The sequence below is a fragment of the Thiopseudomonas sp. SA1F2-1K genome, from assembly GCF_057443035.1.
The window spans coordinates 2,002,338-2,021,576 of the sequence record NZ_CM172014.1 but is presented as its reverse complement, the minus strand read 5'-3'; the positions used below and the strand labels follow the sequence as shown (position 1 = coordinate 2,021,576).

General features: G+C 48.4%; 19 protein-coding genes. 12 read left to right on the top strand and 7 right to left on the bottom strand.

Features of this window, described 5'->3' with window-relative positions; genetic code table 11:
• Positions 1–3: 3 nt before the first annotated feature.
• From AC2T15_RS09840 to AC2T15_RS09810, 7 genes are all read right to left on the bottom strand, one after another.
• Complete coding sequence (locus tag AC2T15_RS09840; protein ID WP_053100414.1) at positions 4–798, bottom strand: ABC transporter ATP-binding protein; 795 nt, start codon at positions 796–798, stop codon at positions 4–6.
• A gap of 4 nt (positions 799–802) precedes the next feature.
• Positions 803–1,690 carry an ABC transporter permease gene (locus AC2T15_RS09835; protein WP_053100410.1) on the bottom strand — a complete coding sequence of 296 codons (888 nt, stop codon included), beginning with the start codon at positions 1,688–1,690 and terminating at the stop codon, positions 803–805.
• A gap of 70 nt (positions 1,691–1,760) precedes the next feature.
• Positions 1,761–2,684: an ABC transporter substrate binding protein gene (locus AC2T15_RS09830; RefSeq protein ID WP_053101906.1), complete on the bottom strand. Its 924-nt coding sequence runs from the start codon at positions 2,682–2,684 to the stop codon at positions 1,761–1,763.
• A gap of 104 nt (positions 2,685–2,788) precedes the next feature.
• A complete protein-coding gene (locus AC2T15_RS09825) occupies positions 2,789–5,638 on the bottom strand; it encodes a valine--tRNA ligase (protein ID WP_486778181.1) in 2,850 nt (949 codons plus the stop codon).
• Positions 5,639–5,741: 103 nt separating this feature from the next.
• Positions 5,742–6,083 (bottom strand): hypothetical protein, encoded by a 342-nt coding sequence (locus AC2T15_RS09820; protein WP_053102850.1) that lies wholly within the window; start codon positions 6,081–6,083, stop codon positions 5,742–5,744.
• Positions 6,084–6,151: 68 nt separating this feature from the next.
• Complete coding sequence (locus tag AC2T15_RS09815; RefSeq protein WP_486778180.1) at positions 6,152–7,441, bottom strand: Glu/Leu/Phe/Val family dehydrogenase; 1,290 nt, start codon at positions 7,439–7,441, stop codon at positions 6,152–6,154.
• A 362-nt stretch (positions 7,442–7,803) separates the two neighbouring features.
• Positions 7,804–8,400, bottom strand: a complete 597-nt coding sequence (locus AC2T15_RS09810; protein WP_053100399.1) for a cold-shock protein — start codon at positions 8,398–8,400, stop codon at positions 7,804–7,806.
• A 455-nt stretch (positions 8,401–8,855) separates the two neighbouring features.
• Between AC2T15_RS09810 and aspS the strand changes: the two genes are divergently transcribed.
• From aspS to ybgF, 12 genes are all read left to right on the top strand, one after another.
• Entirely contained in the window at positions 8,856–10,631 is a 1,776-nt protein-coding gene (aspS, locus tag AC2T15_RS09805; protein WP_286593268.1) for an aspartate--tRNA ligase, read from the top strand.
• Between the two features lie 81 nt (positions 10,632–10,712).
• The gene (locus AC2T15_RS09800; protein ID WP_053100395.1) at positions 10,713–11,456 is read left to right on the top strand and encodes a YebC/PmpR family DNA-binding transcriptional regulator; all 744 of its coding nucleotides are present in this window, start codon (positions 10,713–10,715) and stop codon (positions 11,454–11,456) included.
• A gap of 87 nt (positions 11,457–11,543) precedes the next feature.
• Positions 11,544–12,068 carry a crossover junction endodeoxyribonuclease RuvC gene (gene ruvC, locus AC2T15_RS09795; protein ID WP_053100393.1) on the top strand — a complete coding sequence of 175 codons (525 nt, stop codon included), beginning with the start codon at positions 11,544–11,546 and terminating at the stop codon, positions 12,066–12,068.
• Between the two features lie 12 nt (positions 12,069–12,080).
• Complete coding sequence (ruvA, locus tag AC2T15_RS09790) at positions 12,081–12,683, top strand: Holliday junction branch migration protein RuvA (RefSeq protein WP_053100391.1); 603 nt, start codon at positions 12,081–12,083, stop codon at positions 12,681–12,683.
• A 14-nt stretch (positions 12,684–12,697) separates the two neighbouring features.
• On the top strand, positions 12,698–13,735 hold the full coding sequence (gene ruvB, locus AC2T15_RS09785; RefSeq protein WP_486778179.1) for a Holliday junction branch migration DNA helicase RuvB: 1,038 nt from the start codon (positions 12,698–12,700) through the stop codon (positions 13,733–13,735).
• A 48-nt stretch (positions 13,736–13,783) separates the two neighbouring features.
• Positions 13,784–14,236, top strand: a complete 453-nt coding sequence (gene ybgC / locus AC2T15_RS09780) for a tol-pal system-associated acyl-CoA thioesterase (RefSeq protein ID WP_053102844.1) — start codon at positions 13,784–13,786, stop codon at positions 14,234–14,236.
• A 26-nt stretch (positions 14,237–14,262) separates the two neighbouring features.
• On the top strand, positions 14,263–14,937 hold the full coding sequence (gene tolQ, locus AC2T15_RS09775) for a protein TolQ (protein WP_486779038.1): 675 nt from the start codon (positions 14,263–14,265) through the stop codon (positions 14,935–14,937).
• Positions 14,938–14,942: 5 nt separating this feature from the next.
• Positions 14,943–15,395, top strand: coding sequence for a protein TolR (gene tolR, locus AC2T15_RS09770; protein ID WP_486778178.1), 453 nt, complete (start codon positions 14,943–14,945; stop codon positions 15,393–15,395).
• On the top strand, positions 15,395–16,534 hold the full coding sequence (gene tolA, locus AC2T15_RS09765) for a cell envelope integrity protein TolA (protein ID WP_486778177.1): 1,140 nt from the start codon (positions 15,395–15,397) through the stop codon (positions 16,532–16,534). Before tolR ends, tolA begins: the two co-directional genes overlap by 1 nt.
• Positions 16,535–16,563: 29 nt before the next feature.
• Positions 16,564–17,826: a Tol-Pal system beta propeller repeat protein TolB gene (gene tolB, locus AC2T15_RS09760; protein ID WP_486779037.1), complete on the top strand. Its 1,263-nt coding sequence runs from the start codon at positions 16,564–16,566 to the stop codon at positions 17,824–17,826.
• Between the two features lie 53 nt (positions 17,827–17,879).
• Positions 17,880–18,392, top strand: coding sequence for a peptidoglycan-associated lipoprotein Pal (gene pal / locus AC2T15_RS09755; protein WP_053102841.1), 513 nt, complete (start codon positions 17,880–17,882; stop codon positions 18,390–18,392).
• Positions 18,393–18,397: 5 nt separating this feature from the next.
• Positions 18,398–19,153 carry a tol-pal system protein YbgF gene (gene ybgF, locus AC2T15_RS09750; protein WP_053103636.1) on the top strand — a complete coding sequence of 252 codons (756 nt, stop codon included), beginning with the start codon at positions 18,398–18,400 and terminating at the stop codon, positions 19,151–19,153.
• Positions 19,154–19,239: the final 86 nt, after the last annotated feature.

The window sequence follows — 19,239 nt, the reverse complement described above, 5'->3', positions numbered from 1 at the left end:
TGCTTAACTAAGCAGTAAAGCGTCGTCAGAGACTTTTTCACCGCGCACCTTTTCAAACATCTGCAGCAAATCAGGTACATCTAAGCCTTTGCGCTCCTCACCTGATACATCTAACACCACCTGACCTTGGTGCAACATCACCGTGCGATCCCCCACATCTAAGGCTTGGCGCATACTGTGAGTCACCATCATGGTGGTTAGCTGTTTTTCTTCGACAATGCGTTGGGTTAGCTCCAGAACAAACTCTGCGGTGCGTGGATCAAGGGCCGCCGTATGCTCATCAAGTAACAAAATACGCGAAGGCTGCAGTGCGGCCATTAATAGGCTGACAGCTTGACGCTGGCCACCTGAAAGCAGGCCGATGCGGTCGGTTAAGCGATTTTCTAACCCCAGACCTAATTTAGCCAGATGCTCACGAAAGCCTTCGCGCATAGAGCGCTTAACCGCCCAGCTAAGTCCACGGCACTTACCACGTTGTTGGGCAAGGGCCATATTTTCTTCGATGGTCAGGTCTTCGCAGGTGCCGGCCATAGGGTCTTGGAAGACCCGCGCCACTTGCTTGGCTCGGGTCCAGACCGATTGCTTAGTGACGTCTTTATCATCAATCAAGATGGTGCCGGTATCGACACTTAAATCACCGGAGACGGCATTTAAGAACGTGGATTTACCCGCACCATTGGTACCGATTACCGTGACAAATTGCCCAGTCGGGATATCAAGGGATAATCCTTGCAAGGCTTTGGTTTCAATCGGTGTGCCTGGGTTAAAGGTCACTTTTAGATTCTGTGCACTTAACATGGGATTAGCCTTTGGGTCTCGATAAACGCTGTTTTAATAGCGGAATCACTAGAGCTACCGTCACTAATAGCGCGGTGACTAGGTTTAGGTCTTGGGCTTGTAAGCCAATAAAGTCGCTGTTGAGTGCTAGCGCGATAAAGAAGCGATACACAATAGCACCTAGCACCACAGCCAGTGTGGTATAGAACAAGCGGCGCGAGGGCAAAATGCTTTCACCGACAATTACTGCAGCCAGACCAATCACAATAGTACCAATCCCCATCGAGATATCAGCCCCACCTTGAGTTTGCGCAAACAACGCGCCGGCCAGAGCAACTAAAGCGTTCGATACCGCCATCCCTAGAATTACCATAGCGCCGGTATTGACTCCCTGGGCGCGGGCCATCCGCGGGTTAGCACCGGTAGCACGAATGGCTAAGCCTTGCTTGGTGGAAAAGTAAGCATCTAAGCCAAGTTTGGCCAGTACCACAATCACAATCAGAATTAATGGACGGGCGATGTAATCGGCCAGCCACTCGGGCTGTAAAATACTAAAGACCGTTGGTTCCATAATCAGTGGAACGTTAGGGCGACCCATGATGCGCAAGTTAATTGAGTACAGCGCAATCATCATTAAAATACTGGCCAGCAAGTCCATAATTTTAAGGTGCACGTTAAGCAGTGCGGTAATCACACCGGCTCCTGCACCTGCTAAAGCCGCTAACAGTGTGGCTAAAAAAGGATCCATGCCACTGGCAATAGCTACGGCCCCTACTGCGCCACCTAAGGGAAAACTACCGTCAACGGTTAAGTCAGGAAACCGTAGTAAACGGAAAGAAATAAAGACACCTAGTGCGACCAAGCTAAAAATCAGGCCGATTTCTAGCGCGCCAAACATTGAAAACAAAGACATGAACGTGTGGACCAGGGTGATAAAAGAATGCGCCAATTAGCCCGAGCTAACTGGCGCGGTTGAGTAACGCTTACTGTACGATTTCGCTGGCGCTATCGAGTAACTCTTGGGATAGGGTTACACCTTGCTTCTTAGCTGCCGCTGGGTTGAGTAAGAGCAGTAAATTCTCGCTGGTTTCAGGCTTAATATCACCTGGTTTTTCGCCATTAAGAATGCGTACCACGATGCGACCAGTTTGTTGGCCGAGTTCGCGGTAGTCAATGCCTAGGGCTGCAATGGCACCACGCTTCACGCTATCAGTATCTGAGGCGATAATGGGCGTTTTGGTGTCGTTACCAACTTTAGCTAGCGCTTCATAGGCAGACACGACGTTATTGTCGGTGCTGCTGTAGATCACATCAACCTTGCCAACTAAACTGCGGGCGGCTGAGCTCACATCTACTGAGCGGGGTGCTGCAGCTTCTACCAGTTGCATATCACGCTTGGGCAGTAAGTCACGGAGTTTATCCACAACCACCACTGAGTTGGCCTCACCTGGGTTATACACAATGCCCACTTTTTTCGCGTGAGGTACAACTTGTAAAATTAGATCAACTTGCTTATCCAGCTCTAATATGTCTGAGGCGCCAGTGACGTTAGTACCTGAGGCTTCCCAACTGGGGGTCAGCTGACCTTGTACGGGATCAGTCACGGCAGAAAATACAATTGGAATATTCTTAGTGCCAGCAACTGCAGCTTGCGCTGAAGGGGTACCAATCGCCACGATAGCATCTGGCTTATCGCCGATAAATTTACGAGCAATTTGTGCTGCAGTACCAGTATTGCCTTGGGCGCTTTGGTATTGCCACTTAAGATTTTTACCTTCGCTGTAACCGGCTTCTTTAAGGGCATCCAGTACACCGTCACGCACTGAGTCAAGTGCTGGGTGCTCTACAATAGCGGTGGTGGCTACTGATTTAACATCAGCGGCGACACTGCTAAATGAGGCGCTCATGGCTAAGGTTAACGCGCTGAGTGACAGTAACGCTTTTTTAGAAAATGTAATCACGTGTAATCTCCTAACAGGCCGTGGCCTGATCCTTATTCCAGGTGCTACCGTTACAGGCTAGCAATCCGTTGACGTTGCTCGGCTAGCTGCGCTAACGCATGCTCAAACTCTGTTTGCTTAGCACGCTCTTTTTCAATCACTTCGGCTGGTGCCTTAGCGACGAATCCTTGGTTAGACAGTTTGCCTGAGACGCGTTTAATTTCGCCTTCAAGTCGTTGAATTTCTTTATCTAAGCGGGCCAGTTCAGCTTGGGTGTCAATTAAGCCTGCCATTGGCACCAATACTTGCAGATCACCCACCAGTGCGGTGGCTGCCATCGGGGCTTCTTGCTCATCCACAAGGAGGGTAATGCTGTCGAGCTTAGCTAACTTAATCAGTGTGGTACGGTTTTGCTCTAAGTGTGCTAAATCAGCAGCTGATGCTTTAGCTAGCAGTACTGGTAGCGGCTTGCCTGGACCAATATTCATTTCAGCGCGAATATTGCGCAGACCCAGCATCACGGCTTTAAGCCACTCAATACTGGCGCTAGCTGCTTCATCAATTAAGGCAGGTTCAGCCTCAGGAAATGGTTGCAGCATAATGGTGGCGCCTTTTTTACCAGCCATCGGCGCAATACGCTGCCAGATCTCTTCAGTGATAAAAGGCATAAAGGGGTGCGCTAAACGCAAAATACTTTCTAGCACTTGTACCAGTGTGCGGCGGGTGCCACGGGTACGCTCTAATGGCGCAGTTTTGTCCCAGAGTACTGGTTTGGATAGCTCTAAGTACCAGTCACAGTACTGGTTCCAAACAAATTCGTATACCGCTTGGGTTGCAAGGTCAAAGCGGAACTGCTCAAGCTGGCGCGTTACCTCGGTGCTGGTTTTTTGCAGCTCAGAGAGAATCCAGCGATCGGCAGTGGTTAGCTCGACGGCTTCACCTTGCACGCCACAATCTTGATCCTCGCACTGCATCATCACATAGCGGGCAGCATTCCAGATTTTGTTGCAGAAGTTACGGTAGCCTTCGACCCGGCCCATATCAAACTTCACGTCACGGCCAGTGGAGGCAAGCGAGCAGAAGGTAAAACGTAGGGCATCAGTGCCGTAACTGGCAATGCCGTCAGCAAACTCGGCACGGGTTTGTTTTTCAATTTGCTGGGCTAGTTTGGGCTGCATCATTCCGCTGGTGCGTTTTTCAACCAGGGTTTCAAGATCAATGCCGTCGATAATGTCCAGCGGATCCAATACGTTACCTTTGGACTTGGACATTTTATGGCCTTGGCTATCCCGTACTAAACCATGTACATAGACCGTTTTGAACGGAATTTGTGGGCTGCCATCTTCGTTTTTAATCAGATGCATGGTGAGCATCATCATGCGTGCAACCCAGAAGAAGATGATGTCAAATCCAGTCACCAACACATCGGTTGGGTGGAAAGTTTTCAAATACTCTGTTGGTTCAGGCCAACCAAGGGTGGAGAATGTCCATAAGCCTGAGCTGAACCAAGTATCCAGCACGTCTTCGTCTTGGCGTAAGGCAATATCACCTAGGTTATGTTTGGCTCGTACTTCCGCTTCATCGCGTCCAACATAAACGTTGCCTGCCTCGTCATACCACGCCGGAATTCGGTGGCCCCACCACAGCTGACGGCTGATGCACCAGTCTTGAATGTCGCGCATCCAGCTGAAGTACATGTTTTCGTACTGTTTAGGGACAAACTGTACACGACCGTCTTCAACCGCAGCAATTGCAGGCTCGGCTAAAGGTTTGGTTGAGACATACCACTGGTCGGTTAACCAAGGCTCAATCACATCACCGGAGCGGTCACCACGGGGCGTTTTAAGTGCATGGTCATCAATACTTTGCAGTAGCCCAGCAGCATCCATTGCGGCCACGATTTGCTTGCGTGCTTCAAAGCGATCTAGCCCTGCAAACTCTGCAGGCAGTTGATTATCTAGCTGTTCATTGACGCTGCCGTCAGTATTGAAAATCTGCGCTGTGGCTAAAATAGCCGCATTTTTATCTAATACGTTGATCAGCGGTAACTGATGACGCTTGCCCACTTCATAGTCATTGAAGTCGTGGGCTGGCGTGATTTTAACGCAACCGGTACCAAACTCAGGGTCACAGTAATCATCGCCAACAATCGGAATGCGTCGGCCAACTAAAGGCAGCTCAACAAACTTACCGATTAAGGCTTTATAGCGTTCATCTTCTGGGTGAACGGCTACTGCACTGTCACCTAATAAGGTTTCAGGGCGCGTGGTAGCAACCACTAAGTAATCTTTCCCTTCGGCGGTTTTTTCGCCATCGGCTAAGGGGTAGCGCAAATTCCATAGATGACCTTTTTCGTCGTGGTTTTCCACTTCTAGGTCAGAAATTGCCGTATGGAATTTAGGGTCCCAGTTAACTAAACGCTTACCGCGGTAGATCAGGCCATCTTCGTGCAGACGAACAAAAGCCTCTTTGACCGCAGTTGATAAGCCGTCATCCATGGTAAAGCGCTCACGGGACCAGTCGACAGAGCTACCTAAGCGGCGAATTTGTCGAGTGATAGTGCCACCTGACTGCTCTTTCCATTCCCATACTTTGTCAAGGAAGGCTTCACGGCCTAAGTCATGGCGATCTTGGCCCTGCGCTGCCAGTTGGCGCTCAACCACCATTTGCGTGGCAATTCCGGCGTGGTCGGTGCCAGGTTGCCAGAGGGTATTGCGGCCCTGCATACGACGGAAACGAATAAGCGCATCCATGATCGCGTTATTAAACCCATGCCCCATGTGTAAGCTGCCTGTTACGTTCGGCGGCGGAATCATAATGGTGTAAGGCTTACCTGAACCTTGGGGAGCAAAATAATTGTTTTGCTCCCAGATTTGGTACCAGTGGCTTTCAATAGCGTGCGGCTGATAGGTCTTATCCATAATAGCGGCGGGACCCCTAAATAAAATCGGCGAATAGAAAAACGTGTGAGTATAGCCTGAAATCTAGGCGAACTATAATTATTTGTCAGTGTCTGCTGCTCGCTTAGTCGCTGTCAAGGTGTAGGCGATGCAGTACCCGATGAATCACAGGGGCACTTAAAACCCCCAGTAGAGCCAAAATAATCAGCTGTACATAGATGGAGTAAACGACTAAAAATAGCTTGCCACTTAAGCTGTTGGGTGGCGTGAGGTAACTTAAACCACTAAATACATAGGCGGCGTTAAAAAACGCATCATGCCAGCTCATGTCCTCAAAATAATAATGACCTAAGGTGCCCAGTAATAGAGTCAGGGCAATAATCAACAGGGCGATGAGCAGGTGCTGTAGTAATCGCTGCACAAAATGCCAGCGTGGCAGTAAAGGCTGAAATTTAGATTCGTACATACAGACTCGATTAAAAAGCCCCGACAACAGTGCACTGCTGACGGGGCTGGTAAGTTATACAGCTTGGCTTAAGGGAATAAGCCGCGTAATTCACGGGCCTCTAAAATACGGGTACAGGCGGTAATGAAGGCCGCAGTACGTAGCGTGACTTGGTGCTGTTTGGCTGTTTTCGAGACGGTTTCATAAGCGGTGCTCATGATTTTCTCTAGGCGCGCATTGACCTCCTCAACGGTCCAGTAAAAGCTCGATGAGTTTTGTACCCACTCAAAGTAACTCACTGTCACACCGCCAGCATTAGCTAGAACGTCAGGTACGATAATGATGCCTTTTTGGCTTAAAATATCGTCAGCTTCAGGAGTGGTTGGGCCGTTAGCGCCTTCTACAATAATTTTACTGTTGATGCTTGGCGCGTTGCCTTTATGAATCTGACCTTCTAAAGCGGCAGGAATCAGAATTTCATTTTCTACCGCCCAGAAGGCATCTGCACTAATAGCTTCTGCGCCTGGGAAACCACCAACACCGCCATGCTTTTGCACGTAGTCAGTGAGCGCTGCGGTATCGATACCTTGGCTATTGTGAATGTTGCCAGTGTGGTCTTGTACCGCGACCACTTTAGCCCCTACTTCAGCAAACAAACGACCAGCAGTACCGCCGACGTTACCAAAGCCTTGGATGCTGATACGGGCACCTTCAATAGCAATACCGGCATCTTTGGCGGCCGCCATACCGGTAATAAACACACCGCGACCGGTTGCTTCAACTCGGCCTAGGCTGCCGCCTAAGGAAATTGGCTTACCGGTGACGATGCCTGGTGCGGTGGCACCGTTTTTCATGGCATAGGTATCCATCATCCATGCCATGGTTTTGGCATTGGTGTTGACGTCAGGACCTGGGATATCTTTATCAGTGCCAATAATTGGGCTGATTTCGCTAATGTAGCGGCGAGTAATTCGCTCAATCTCAGTTTGTGAGAAGTTGCGGGGATCAAAACGCAAACCGCCTTTAGCGCCGCCATAGGGTAAGCCAACCACCGCGTTTTTGACTGACATCCAAGCAGAAAGCGCCATCACCTCAGAGAGGGTGACGTCTTGGTGGTAGCGTACGCCACCTTTACCTGGACCTAAAATTAAGTTGTGCTGGACCCGGTAGCCTTCAATATGAACCACGCTACCATCATCGCGACGGACGGGAATATCCACCATTAAAATGCGCTCAGGACGCTTGAGGGTGTCAACCCACTTGGAAAGCTCGCCCAAGTAAGGCGTTACGCGATCAACTTGTTCTAAAAAAATGCCCCAAGGACCTGGATTATTATCATCAAGGTAGGAGGGCAGGTGCTGCGTTGATTGTTGTGACATGGTTGAACCTTAAGCATTAATTAAAAATTTACAGCAAATAGAATCTTTACTCACTGACTTGGGTAAATACCGTGCAAAAGCAGAATACTTTAGCGCAAACTTTTGTGACTGGCGCGTTTTTACATTGTTTTTCTTTGTTATTCGCCAGATTTAGCGCAAGTAAACTATCCTAAAATGAAAATAATGCGCAAAAAAAATTACTAGGCAGGCTGCAGTGGAGTACTGCTAAAGTGCGTAAGTAGGGCTTAAGGGATGCTCTAAGCAATTGTTTTTATTGTTGTTTTATTGAATTTTAGCAGGGCTTCAAAGCGGCGTGCGACAGAATGTCGCACGCCGCTTTGAGGTAGAAATTAGGCGAGCAATTAGCGCCCATCCTCAGGTAGTGCGGCGATCACGTCTTCGGCTTGTAGACCTTTTTCGCGTTCCATCACGGTGTATTCGACACGCTGACCTTCAACTAAAACGCGGTGTCCTTCACCACGAATTGCTCGGAAATGGACAAAAATGTCATCTCCTTGATCGCGGGAGATAAACCCAAAACCTTTAGAGGTGTTAAACCATTTAACCGTACCGGTTTCACGATCCGTTAAGTCTTGTGATAGAGGGCTGGCTTTACGCACTACTTTGCGCAGGTTTAACATTAAGTGCAGCACCGTAGCTAAGAGCAATAAGCTAAAGCTAGTGGAGGCTAGAGCTTGGGCAGAAGTAGCATCGGGCTTGGTAAACATTGCAAAGGCTAAGAGTGCAGTAGCAGCCACCATAAGGGCCGAGGTGAGTAATTGCCCCGAGCGACGTTTACCCCGTGCCCAGTTCGGCACAATGGGAGCAAGGATTAAGTGGATAAGGCCAAAGGTCGCCAGTAACAGTGCGGTATGGCTATGGTTAGACAGGAACTGCACGCCATAAAGCGCCAAAACTAAGGCCAGTGCACCTGTAATTAAGTGAAGGAGTTTAAGCATAGGAAGACTCTTTAAAATAATAATTTAAGTTACGTGAGTTAAAGATTAAAAAGTGAGCTAGGTGAAGCTTATTTATCGCGATTTAGAAGGCTGTGCCACCTGAATCAATCAGCCTGCCCGTATTTAACAGCAAACACGCCTGCTACTCAAATAGCAGTTGCTTAGCACTTTAGTAATGACGCAGCGAAACTAAGCAAAAACTACGTATTCAAGGTAGGATAAGTGCATTTCATTACTAGGTTAGCTGTTGCTTGCAGTCAATAGACGCTGGTTTAGATCAATAAATCACTTTTCAGGATTAATGCTAAACCCAAAGGCGATTGTGGCTTGCTGGGCAAGGTTTACTTAACAGCGCTAGTCGTAGCAATGGCTAATGGATATAATTAGCCGCATTTCTTAATGGCTGCTTGAACAGCTATTTACATTTATCGAATTGAATCGGGATACACAACATCATGATGCGCAGTCACTATTGCGGCCAGTTAAATGCAAGTTTGGATGGTCAGGAAGTTACCTTATGCGGTTGGGTACATCGTCGCCGTGACCACGGTGGTGTCATTTTCTTAGATATTCGTGACCGTGAAGGAATTGCCCAAGTGGTGTTTGCGCCTGAACACGAAGAGGTGTTCAACAAAGCTGACCGCGTACGTAGTGAATATGTGGTTAAGGTCACCGGTACTGTGCGTTTGCGTCCAGAGGGTGCGGTTAACCCGAACATGGCCAGCGGTGAAATTGAAGTAGATGCCAGTGCGTTAGAAGTACTCAATCAAGCAGATACCCCGCCTTTTCCATTGGATGAGCACTCAGAGGTAGGTGAGGAAACTCGCTTGCGCTACCGTTTTATTGATTTGCGTCGTCCAGAAATGGCCGAAAAGTTAAAGCTGCGCTCACGGATCACCAGCAGTATTCGTCGCTACTTAGATGATAATGGCTTTTTAGATGTTGAAACCCCGATTTTGACCCGTGCCACCCCTGAAGGTGCCCGTGACTATCTAGTGCCTAGCCGCACCCATGCCGGAAGTTTCTTTGCCCTACCGCAGTCACCGCAGCTATTTAAGCAGTTGTTAATGGTGGCAGGTTTTGATCGCTACTATCAAATTGCCAAATGTTTCCGCGATGAAGACTTGCGTGCCGACCGTCAGCCTGAGTTTACCCAGATTGATATGGAAACCAGCTTTATGGATGAAGATGACATCATGGCGATTACTGAGACCATGGTGCGTAATTTATTCAAAGAAGTATTGAATGTAGAGTTTGGCGAGTTCCCTCATATGCCTTACTCAGAAGCAATGCGCCGCTTTGGTTCGGATAAGCCAGATTTACGAATTCCGTTAGAACTGGTTGATGTTGCTGATCAGCTAACCGATGTTGACTTTAAAGTGTTCAGTGGTCCAGCAAATGATGTTAAAGGACGAGTAGCTGCGCTGCGCGTGCCTGGTGCTGGCAGCATGCCGCGCAAGCAAATTGATGACTACACCAAATTTGTCGGCAACTATGGTGCAAAAGGCTTGGCTTACATTAAGGTTAATGAGCGAGCATTGGGCGTTGAAGGCTTGCAATCACCGATTGTGAAATTTATTCCAGAAGCTAACCTCAATACCATTCTTGATCGAGTGGGTGCTGTTGATGGGGATATCGTATTCTTTGGCGCGGATAAGGCTAGCGTAGTTAACGACGCGCTGGGTGCTTTACGGATTCGTCTAGGCCATGATCTTGAGCTGCTTACCTGTCAGTGGGCGCCGATGTGGGTGGTTGACTTCCCGATGTTTGAAGAGAATGACGATGGTTCGCTGACCGCGATTCACCACCCATTCACTTCTCCTAAATGCAGCCCAGAGGAGCTAAAAGCTGCTCCGCAAACTGCATTATCTCGTGCTTATGACATGGTACTCAATGGCACTGAGTTGGGTGGTGGTTCAATTCGTATCCATGACCGTAAAATGCAGCAGACAGTATTTGAGATTTTGGGTATCAGTGAAGAAGAGCAGCGCGAGAAGTTCGGCTTCTTGCTGGATGCACTTAAATACGGTGCCCCACCGCACGGTGGCTTAGCTTTCGGTTTGGATCGTTTAGTTATGCTGATGACAGGCGCTAACTCAATCCGTGAAGTGATTGCTTTCCCGAAAACCCAAAGCGCGGCCTGTGTAATGACTCAGGCGCCTGGTGAAGTAGATAGCAAGGCCTTGCGTGAATTGCATATTCGTTTACGTGAGCAAGCTAAAGTAGAGTAAGAGGTAATACCCAGTGCTGCCTGATGGCGGGTGGCACTGGGCTATGTTTTGTAATCGCAGATTAATAACACAGGATTTTATATGGCAGGTCATTCCAAATGGGCGAATATTAAGCATCGCAAGGAACGCCAAGATGCTAAGCGCGGTAAGATTTTTACCAAACTTATCCGCGAACTCACAGTTGCAGCTAAGCAAGGTGGCGGAGTACCTGACGATAACCCGCGATTACGTTTAGCCGTAGATAAAGCCTTAGGTGCCAATATGTCGCGTGACACCATCGATCGTGCGATTGCCCGTGGGGTAGGTGCCAATGATGGGGAAAACGTTGAAGAGTTAATTTATGAGGGTTACGGTCCTAATGGCGTAGCAATTATGCTTGAGGCAATGACCGATAACCGTAACCGCACCGCAGCTGAAGTGCGCCATGCGTTTAACAAAAATGGTGGTAATTTAGGTACTGATGGATCAGTGGCTTACTTGTTTGAGCGTAAGGGCCAGATCTGCTTTGCTCCCGGCATTGATGAAGAAGCCATTATGGACGCCGCACTTGAGGCTGGCGCTGATGATGTGGTGATCAATGATGATGGCTCGGTTGATGTACTCACTGCTTTTGCAGACTTTATTGCGGTTAATGAAGCGCTAAAGGCCGCAGGTTATGTGGCTGAAGAAGCTGAAGTTACTATGATTCCAAGCACTCAGGCTGAGTTAGACTTAGAGGGCGCGCAGCAAATTATGCGCTTAATTGACGCCCTGGAAGACTTAGATGATGTGCAAAACGTGTATTCCAATGCTGAAATTCCCGATGAAGTGATGGCGCAGTTATAAGTCTTTACTAAAGGGTCATCAGCAGTAAATACCTAACCTCCAGCGCTATCTTGGCATAGACTGGAGGTTTTGTTTTTGAGTAACGCAATGACATTAATTTTAGGGATCGATCCAGGTTCACGCATTACCGGTTATGGGGTAATTCGTGATACGGGTAAAACCTGCGAGTACATTGCTTCAGGTTGTATTCGAACCGGCAGTGGCGAACTGTCTGAACGACTGAAAGCGGTTTATCTTGGTATTAGCCAAGTGATTGAGTTGTATCAGCCCGAGTTGGTGGGGATTGAGCAAGTGTTTATGGCAAAAAATCCCGACTCTGCGCTCAAGCTTGGGCAAGCGCGTGGCGTGGCGATTGTGGCTGCTGCGCAGTCAGGGTTGCCGGTCAGTGAGTACAGTGCCACCCAAGTTAAATCCGCCGTAGCTGGCAGTGGCCGAGCGGCCAAAGAGCAGGTGTTGATGATGGTGATGCATTTGCTTAAGTTAACCAAAAAGCCGCAAATTGATGCTTCTGATGCTTTGGCTGTGGCCCTGTGTCATGCCCATCACCGTCAAACTTTAACCCCCCATGGGTTAGCCAGCGCTAAGCGCCGGGCTGGCCGTTTACGTTATTAGTCAGGAGTCCAGATGCTGGGTCGATTACGTGGAGTACTGGCGGAAAAGCAGCCGCCGCATATTTTATTAGACGTTAATGGGGTGGGTTATGAGCTAGAGGTGCCGATGACCACCCTGTATCAGTTGCCAGCGCTAGGTGACAATACCACCCTGCATACGCACCTAGTGGTACGAGAAGATGCGCAGTTGCTGTATGGTTTTATTGATCTGCAGTCCCGAGATTTTTTTCGTGAACTCATTCGCCTCAATGGGGTTGGGCCTAAACTGGCCTTGGCGTTAATGTCGAGTCTAGAAGTGGACGAGATGATTGCCTGTGTGCAAGCCGAAGATATTAAGCGCTTAATGAAGGTGCCTGGGGTGGGTAAAAAAACGGCTGAGCGTTTATTGGTCGAACTCAAAGATCGCTTTAAGGCCTGGCAGACTAGTTCCCGTATGGGCGCGCTGGTGAGTGATGTTGCGATCGACTTTGCGCCCGATGCAAAACAAGATGCGATCAGTGCGCTGGTGAGCTTAGGTTTTAAAGAGCAAGAAGCCAGTAAAGCCGTTGCTGCAATTAAAGATTCAGAGCTCAGCAGTGAGCAATTAATTCGATTAGCCTTAAAAGGCATGGCGTAATACATAGGTGATGCATGATAGAAGCTGATCGTTTAATCGCAGCGACCCCTAAAGAGCGTGAGGAGCAGATTGATCGCGCGATTCGCCCTCACGCCTTAGCTGATTATATCGGGCAGCCGGTGGTGCGTGAGCAAATGGAGTTATTTATCCAGGCTGCGCGGCAGCGGCAAGAAGCGCTTGATCATACATTAATCTTTGGTCCGCCCGGTTTAGGTAAAACTACCTTAGCCAATATTATTGCTCAAGAAATGGGCGTTTCCTTAACCAGTACGTCAGGGCCGGTGCTAGAGCGTGCCGGAGACTTGGCCGCTTTGCTAACAAATTTAGAAGAAGGCGACGTGCTGTTTATTGATGAGATTCATCGTTTGCCACCGGTAGTGGAAGAAGTGCTGTATCCCGCTATGGAAGACTTTCAGCTGGATATTATGATTGGCGAAGGGCCTGCTGCACGCTCGATTAAGCTTGATTTGCCGCCTTTTACTTTGGTCGGCGCAACCACTCGAGCGGGAATGTTGACTAATCCGCTGCGAGATAGATTTGGGATTGTGCAGCGCTTAGAGTTTTATAATCATGCTGATCTAACACAGATTGTTACTCGTGCAGCCGGTATTTTAGGCTTGCCGATTGAGTCTGAGGGCGCCTTGGAAATTGCCCGCCGAGCACGGGGTACGCCGCGTATTGCTAACCGTTTATTGCGCCGAGTGCGTGACTTTGCCGAAGTGCGTGGCACTGGTAGCATTACCCAAGCTGCTGCTGATCAGGCTTTGAGTCTTTTGGATGTAGATCGGTTGGGCTTTGATCATCAGGACCGCCGTTTAATGTTAGCTATTATTGAACGCTTTGATGGTGGCCCGGTCGGGTTAGATAACTTGGCCGCTGCGATTAGTGAAGAGCGACACACCATTGAAGATGTGCTAGAACCCTACTTAATTCAGCAGGGCTATATTATGCGTACACCGCGTGGGCGGATGGTAACGCGTCATGCTTATCAACATTTTGGAATTAATCTGCCCTCCAAGTTGTCCGATACCCTAGTTGATGATTTAGCGTAAATATATTTGCTCTACCATATTGGCAAGCACTAGGAGAACTCTTACAGTATGCAACTTCAAACAGCGCCCGGCACCTTTGCTCTGCAAAGTCGTGTTTATTACGAAGATACAGATGCGGGCGGAGTGGTTTTCTACGTTAATTACTTGAAGTTTATGGAGCGGGCACGGACTGAGTTTTTACGTGACCTAGGCTTTAAGCAGTCGCAATTAGCCAAAGAAAACTGTTTGTTTGTCGTGCATAGCGCTAACGCTCGTTATCATGCGCCAGCACGTTTAGATGATTTACTCTTAATCACTGCTACAGTAAGTGCGATCAAGCGCGCAAGCTTAGTGTTTAAGCAGCAAGTTATTTGCCAGACAACCCAACAGCTATTGTGCGCAGGTGAGTTTATCGTTGCTTGTGTGCAGGCTGATACTTTTAAACCGCGGGCTATCCCGAAAACCTTAGTCGATGCTTTTGAAGCGTACGATAGACGTTCAAGTGCAGGAGAAAGAGCGTGAACGCTAGTGTAAATACTGTAGATCATATGTCGATGTGGAGCTTAATCAGCAATGCTAGCTTGTTAGTACAGCTGGTAATGTTGATTTTGGTGCTGGCCTCTATTGTGTCTTGGGTGCTCATTTTTCAACGGGTTAACTTATTGCGCGCTATGCGCAGTAGCTTTACTGCCTTTGAAGATCGTTTTTGGTCAGGAATTGATTTGGCGAAACTCTATCGCCAAACCAGTGCCGAGCCTGATGTTGACTCAGGAGCTGAGCAAATTTTCCGTGCCGGTTTTAAAGAGTTTTCGCGTCTACGTCAGCAATCGGGTACAGACCCTGATGCAGTAATGGAAGGTGTCGCTCGAGCCATGCGAGTGGCTATTTCCCGTGAGGAAGAAAAGCTTGAGCGTGGTTTGCCGTTTTTGGCAACGGTTGGCTCGACCAGTCCTTATGTGGGTTTGTTTGGTACGGTATGGGGAATTATGAACTCGTTCCGTGGTTTAGCGCAGGTACAGCAGGCCACCTTAGCCACTGTTGCTCCTGGAATTGCCGAAGCCTTGATTGCTACCGCGATTGGTTTATTTGCCGCGATTCCAGCAGTCGTCGCTTATAACCGATTCTCTGCGCAAGCTGAGACCTTGATTGCTCGTTATTACACTTTTGCCGATGAGTTCCAGGCTATTTTGCATCGCAAAGTACACGCTTCAGTTGATGAGTAAGTTTAATGGCTAGAATTAGAAATAGACGTAAGCCCGTTGCTGAAATGAACGTAGTGCCTTACATCGACGTGATGCTGGTGCTGTTGGTTATTTTCATGGTGACTGCGCCAATACTCAATCAAGGGGTAAAAGTTGATTTGCCGCAAGTGAGCAGTGAGGTGTTACCCCAAGATAACGATGCGCTAGTGCTTACTATCTCGATCAAAGCAGATAAAACCTATTACTGGAATACCGGTGCTGAAGTAGATGTCGATACGGTACAAGATGAGGCCGTTTCGCTGGAGCAGATGACCACCGCTGCGCAAGCGATTATTGCTGCTAATAGCGCCCAAGGTAAGAAGGTGCAGGTGTTTGTTCGCGCGGATAAAGCAGTGGATTACGGTAGCGTGATGGCAGCGATGGGTGGCTTACAACAAGCCGGTGTGACAGATGTTGGGCTAATTACTGAGGCACCCTAATGCACGAGTTGCGTTCTCCGTCAGAAAAATTATTTTGGCCGGTGCTGCTAGCAGTGACGATGCATGCGTTGTTATTTGCTTTTTTGTTTGTCAGCTTTGCGAAAACTCCGGAGTTGCCGCCTAGTCAACCGATTATCAAAGCAACGTTGTATCAGCTGCATTCACAAAGCCAAGCCACTACCCAAACCAATCAGAAAATTGCGGGTGAAACGCAAAAAACACAAGCACCGCAGTACGAAACAGAGCAGCTGGAGCAGCGTAAAGCTGAGCAGCAAGCGGTAGTGGCGGCAAAGAAAAAGGCTGAAGAGGCGGAAAGACAAAAGCAAGCCGAGGCTAAAGCCGCGGCAGAAGCAGCACAAAAAGCCGAGCAAGCCAAGCAGCAAGCAGCAAAACAGGCAGCTGAGCAGAAAGCAGCTGAGCAGAAAAAAGCAGAAGAAGCAAAAAAAGCTGAGGCTAAGTTAAAACAAGAGCAGCTAAAACAAGCTGAAGCCGCTAAATTAAAAGCGGCTGAAGAAGCGGCGAAAAAAGCTGAGGCTGAAGCAGCGAAGAAAAAAACCGCAGAAGAGGCTAAAAAGAAAGCCGATGCTGAGGCTGCGAAGAAAAAGGCGGCAGAAGAAGCCAAGAAGAAAGCTGAAGCTGAAGCGGCCAAGAAAAAAGCCGATGCTGAAGCAGCGAAAAAGAAGGCAGCGGAAGAAGCAAAGAAGAAAGCTGCCGCAGAAGAAGCCAAGAAAAAGGCAGCTGCAGCCAAAGCTTTAGAAGATAAAAAAGCGGCAGCTTTAGCTGAATTGCTAGCCGATGAGGTGGGCTATCAACAAACTAAAGCAGCAACTACGGGTAGCCAAGTAGCAGGCGGAATTGATGATCTGATTGTACGGTTAGTCAGTCAGCAGTGGATTCGTCCGCCTTCGGCGCGTAAAGGAATGTCAGTTGAGGTAACCATTGAGATGATGCCTGATGGCACCATCACCAATGCTTCCGTGACGCGTTCGAGTGGTGACTCATCATTTGATGCCTCAGCAGTGGCTGCGGTCAGAAAGGTGGGCCGCGTAGCCGAAGTGCAGAAACTGGATCGTGCTACCTTTAATCAGTTATATAGAAAACGTCGTGCCGTATTTAAACCGGAGGATTTAGGATTGTGAAAACCTTAAAATATCTGATCTCAGCTACTTTGCTGCTGCTCAGTAGTGTGCTCTATGCGGCTGATCCATTGGTTATTTCCAGTGGTAATGATCGCGCAGTACCAATTGCTGTGGTGCCTTTTGGTGGTAGTGCGAGCAGCTTGCCAGAGGATTTAGCGAGTATTATCGCCAATGACTTACGTAACTCGGGCTTATTTGAACCCATTGCTCCGCAGAATATGATTAGTCGCCCAGCTACTGCAGGTGAAGTTGTGTTTCGTGACTGGCAGGCTATTGGTGCGCAGTATGTACTGGTGGGGAATGTGGCAGTGAATGGCTCGCGTTACCAGGCCCAGTTCTCTTTGCTCAATGTGAGCAGCCAAGAGCAGATGGCACAAGGCACCGTGGGGGGCAGTATTGAGCAGTTGCGTGATATGGCGCACCATATTTCGGATAGTGCTTATGAAAAGTTGACCGGGCAAAAAGGAGCTTTCTCTACTCGCTTACTGTATGTAACTGCAGAGCGCTTCTCTGAGACCAATACCCGTTACACGCTGCAGCGTTCTGACTACGATGGCGCGCGCGCTGTAACCTTACTGCAATCACGAGAGCCTATTCTGTCACCAAGATTCTCGCCAGACGGTAGCCGTATTGCCTATGTTTCTTTTGAGCAGAAACGCCCACGTATTTTTGTCCAGCATATTGATTCTGGTCGCCGGGAACAGGTGACTGATTTTGAAGGGTTAAATGGCGCACCGGCCTGGTCACCAGATGGTAGCCGTCTTGCTTTTGTATTATCAAAAGACGGTAACCCCGAAATTTATGTGATGAATATGTCCAGTCGCCAGCTAACACGGGCAACTAATCACCCAGCCATTGATACTGAACCATTTTGGGGTAAGGATAATCAAACGATTTACTTCACTTCAGATCGTGCAGGACGACCACAGATTTACAAAATGAACTTGGGTTCTGGTGCTGTAGAGCGTGTGACTTTCGTGGGAAATTACAATGCTAACCCTAAACTTTCAGCTGATGAGAAGACCTTGGTCATGATTCATCGTCAAGAAGGGTATAAAGTATTCAAGGTGGCGGCACAAGACTTGACTCGCGGTGATTTACGTATTTTGTCTGAAACGAGTTTAGATGAGTCGCCTACTGTTGCACCTAATGGTGGCATGGTAATCTATGCAACCCGCCAGCAAGGACGTGGAGTACTAATGCTTGCATCTATTAATGGACGCGTGCGAGTATCTCTACCAAGTGCGCAAGGAGAGGTTCGCGAACCATCATGGTCTCCTTACCTCAAATAAAATGATGTACACAATCATAATGTAAACATAAAAGTTCACTCAGGAGCTTTAAAATGGAAATGCTAAAATTAGGTAAATTTGCTGCGCTATCATTAGCTTTAGCGGTAGCGGTTGGTTGTTCTTCCAAAGGCGGTGACGCAAGCGGTCAAGGTCAGGGCACGGACGGTTACGATCCAAACGCTGGCTACGGCGCTGATGCGGGTTCCGTTGATGGCAGCATGAACGCTGAAGAAGCAGCATTACGTGCGATCACTACTTTCTACTTCGAGTTCGACAGCTCTGACCTAAAACCAGAAGCAATGCGCGCGCTTGACGTACACGGCCGTGACCTGCAACAAAGTGGTGCGCGTGTAGTATTAGAAGGGCACACCGATGAGCGTGGTACTCGTGAATACAACATGGCACTCGGCGAGCGTCGTGCTAAAGCTGTTCAGCGTTACTTAGTATTACAGGGCGTTTCTCCTGCACAGCTAGAACTCGTTTCTTACGGTGAAGAGCGTCCAGTAGCGGTTGGTAGCAACGAAAGCTCTTGGGCACAAAACCGTCGCGTAGAATTACGTAAGTAATGACTATGATGAAGCTTCGATACCTTTCTATGGTGATTGCACTGAGCTCAGGCTTGGTGCACGCCGCAGTACCTGTCTATGAGGGATCTCAATCGGGATCTTATAACAGTAACCAAGGCTACCGAGATGCTAACGGAGCTTCAGCTCAGGGCGGTGCGCAAGCACCGCTCTCTGCACAAGGTCAGCTGTTTATGCAGCTGCAACAAATGCAGCAAGAAATTAGTACGCTACGTGGTCTAGTTGAAGAGCAAGCGTATGAGATTAAGCAGCTCAAGCAGCAAGGCTTAGAGCGCTATCAAGAGTTAGATCAACGCTTTAATTCTATGGAAACTGCAGCACCTGTGCGTGAGGCAGCTGCTGACTCCGCATCATCTGAGCCTGCAGATCCAGCCAAAGAAAAGTTATTTTATGATGCGGCTTATGATTTAGTAAAGCAGCGCGACTTTGCTAAAGCACAGCAAGCATTTTCTGCCTTTTTAAGAAAGTATCCACGCAGTCAGTATGCTGCAAATGCGCAGTACTGGTTGGGTGAGGTTAACTTAAGCCAAGGTAATCTGGAGCAAGCCGCTAGCTCATTTGAAAAGGTGACGCTTGATTGGCCAGAGCACAGTAAGACGCCTGATTCTTTATATAAGTTAGGTGATGTGCAGCGGCAAATGGGTAACCGTGAAGAAGCTAAATTGCTGTGGCAACGAGTGGTTTCTAAGTATGCCGATAGCTCTGCGGCGAAGCTGGCCGAGCGAGAGCTGCGTAACTACTAAACTCTATTTTATCGTGCTCGCTTGTATTGGGTAGGATGAGTAGTTTTAAGGGCAGATAAAAATATTCTTTGCATCAATTCAAAAAA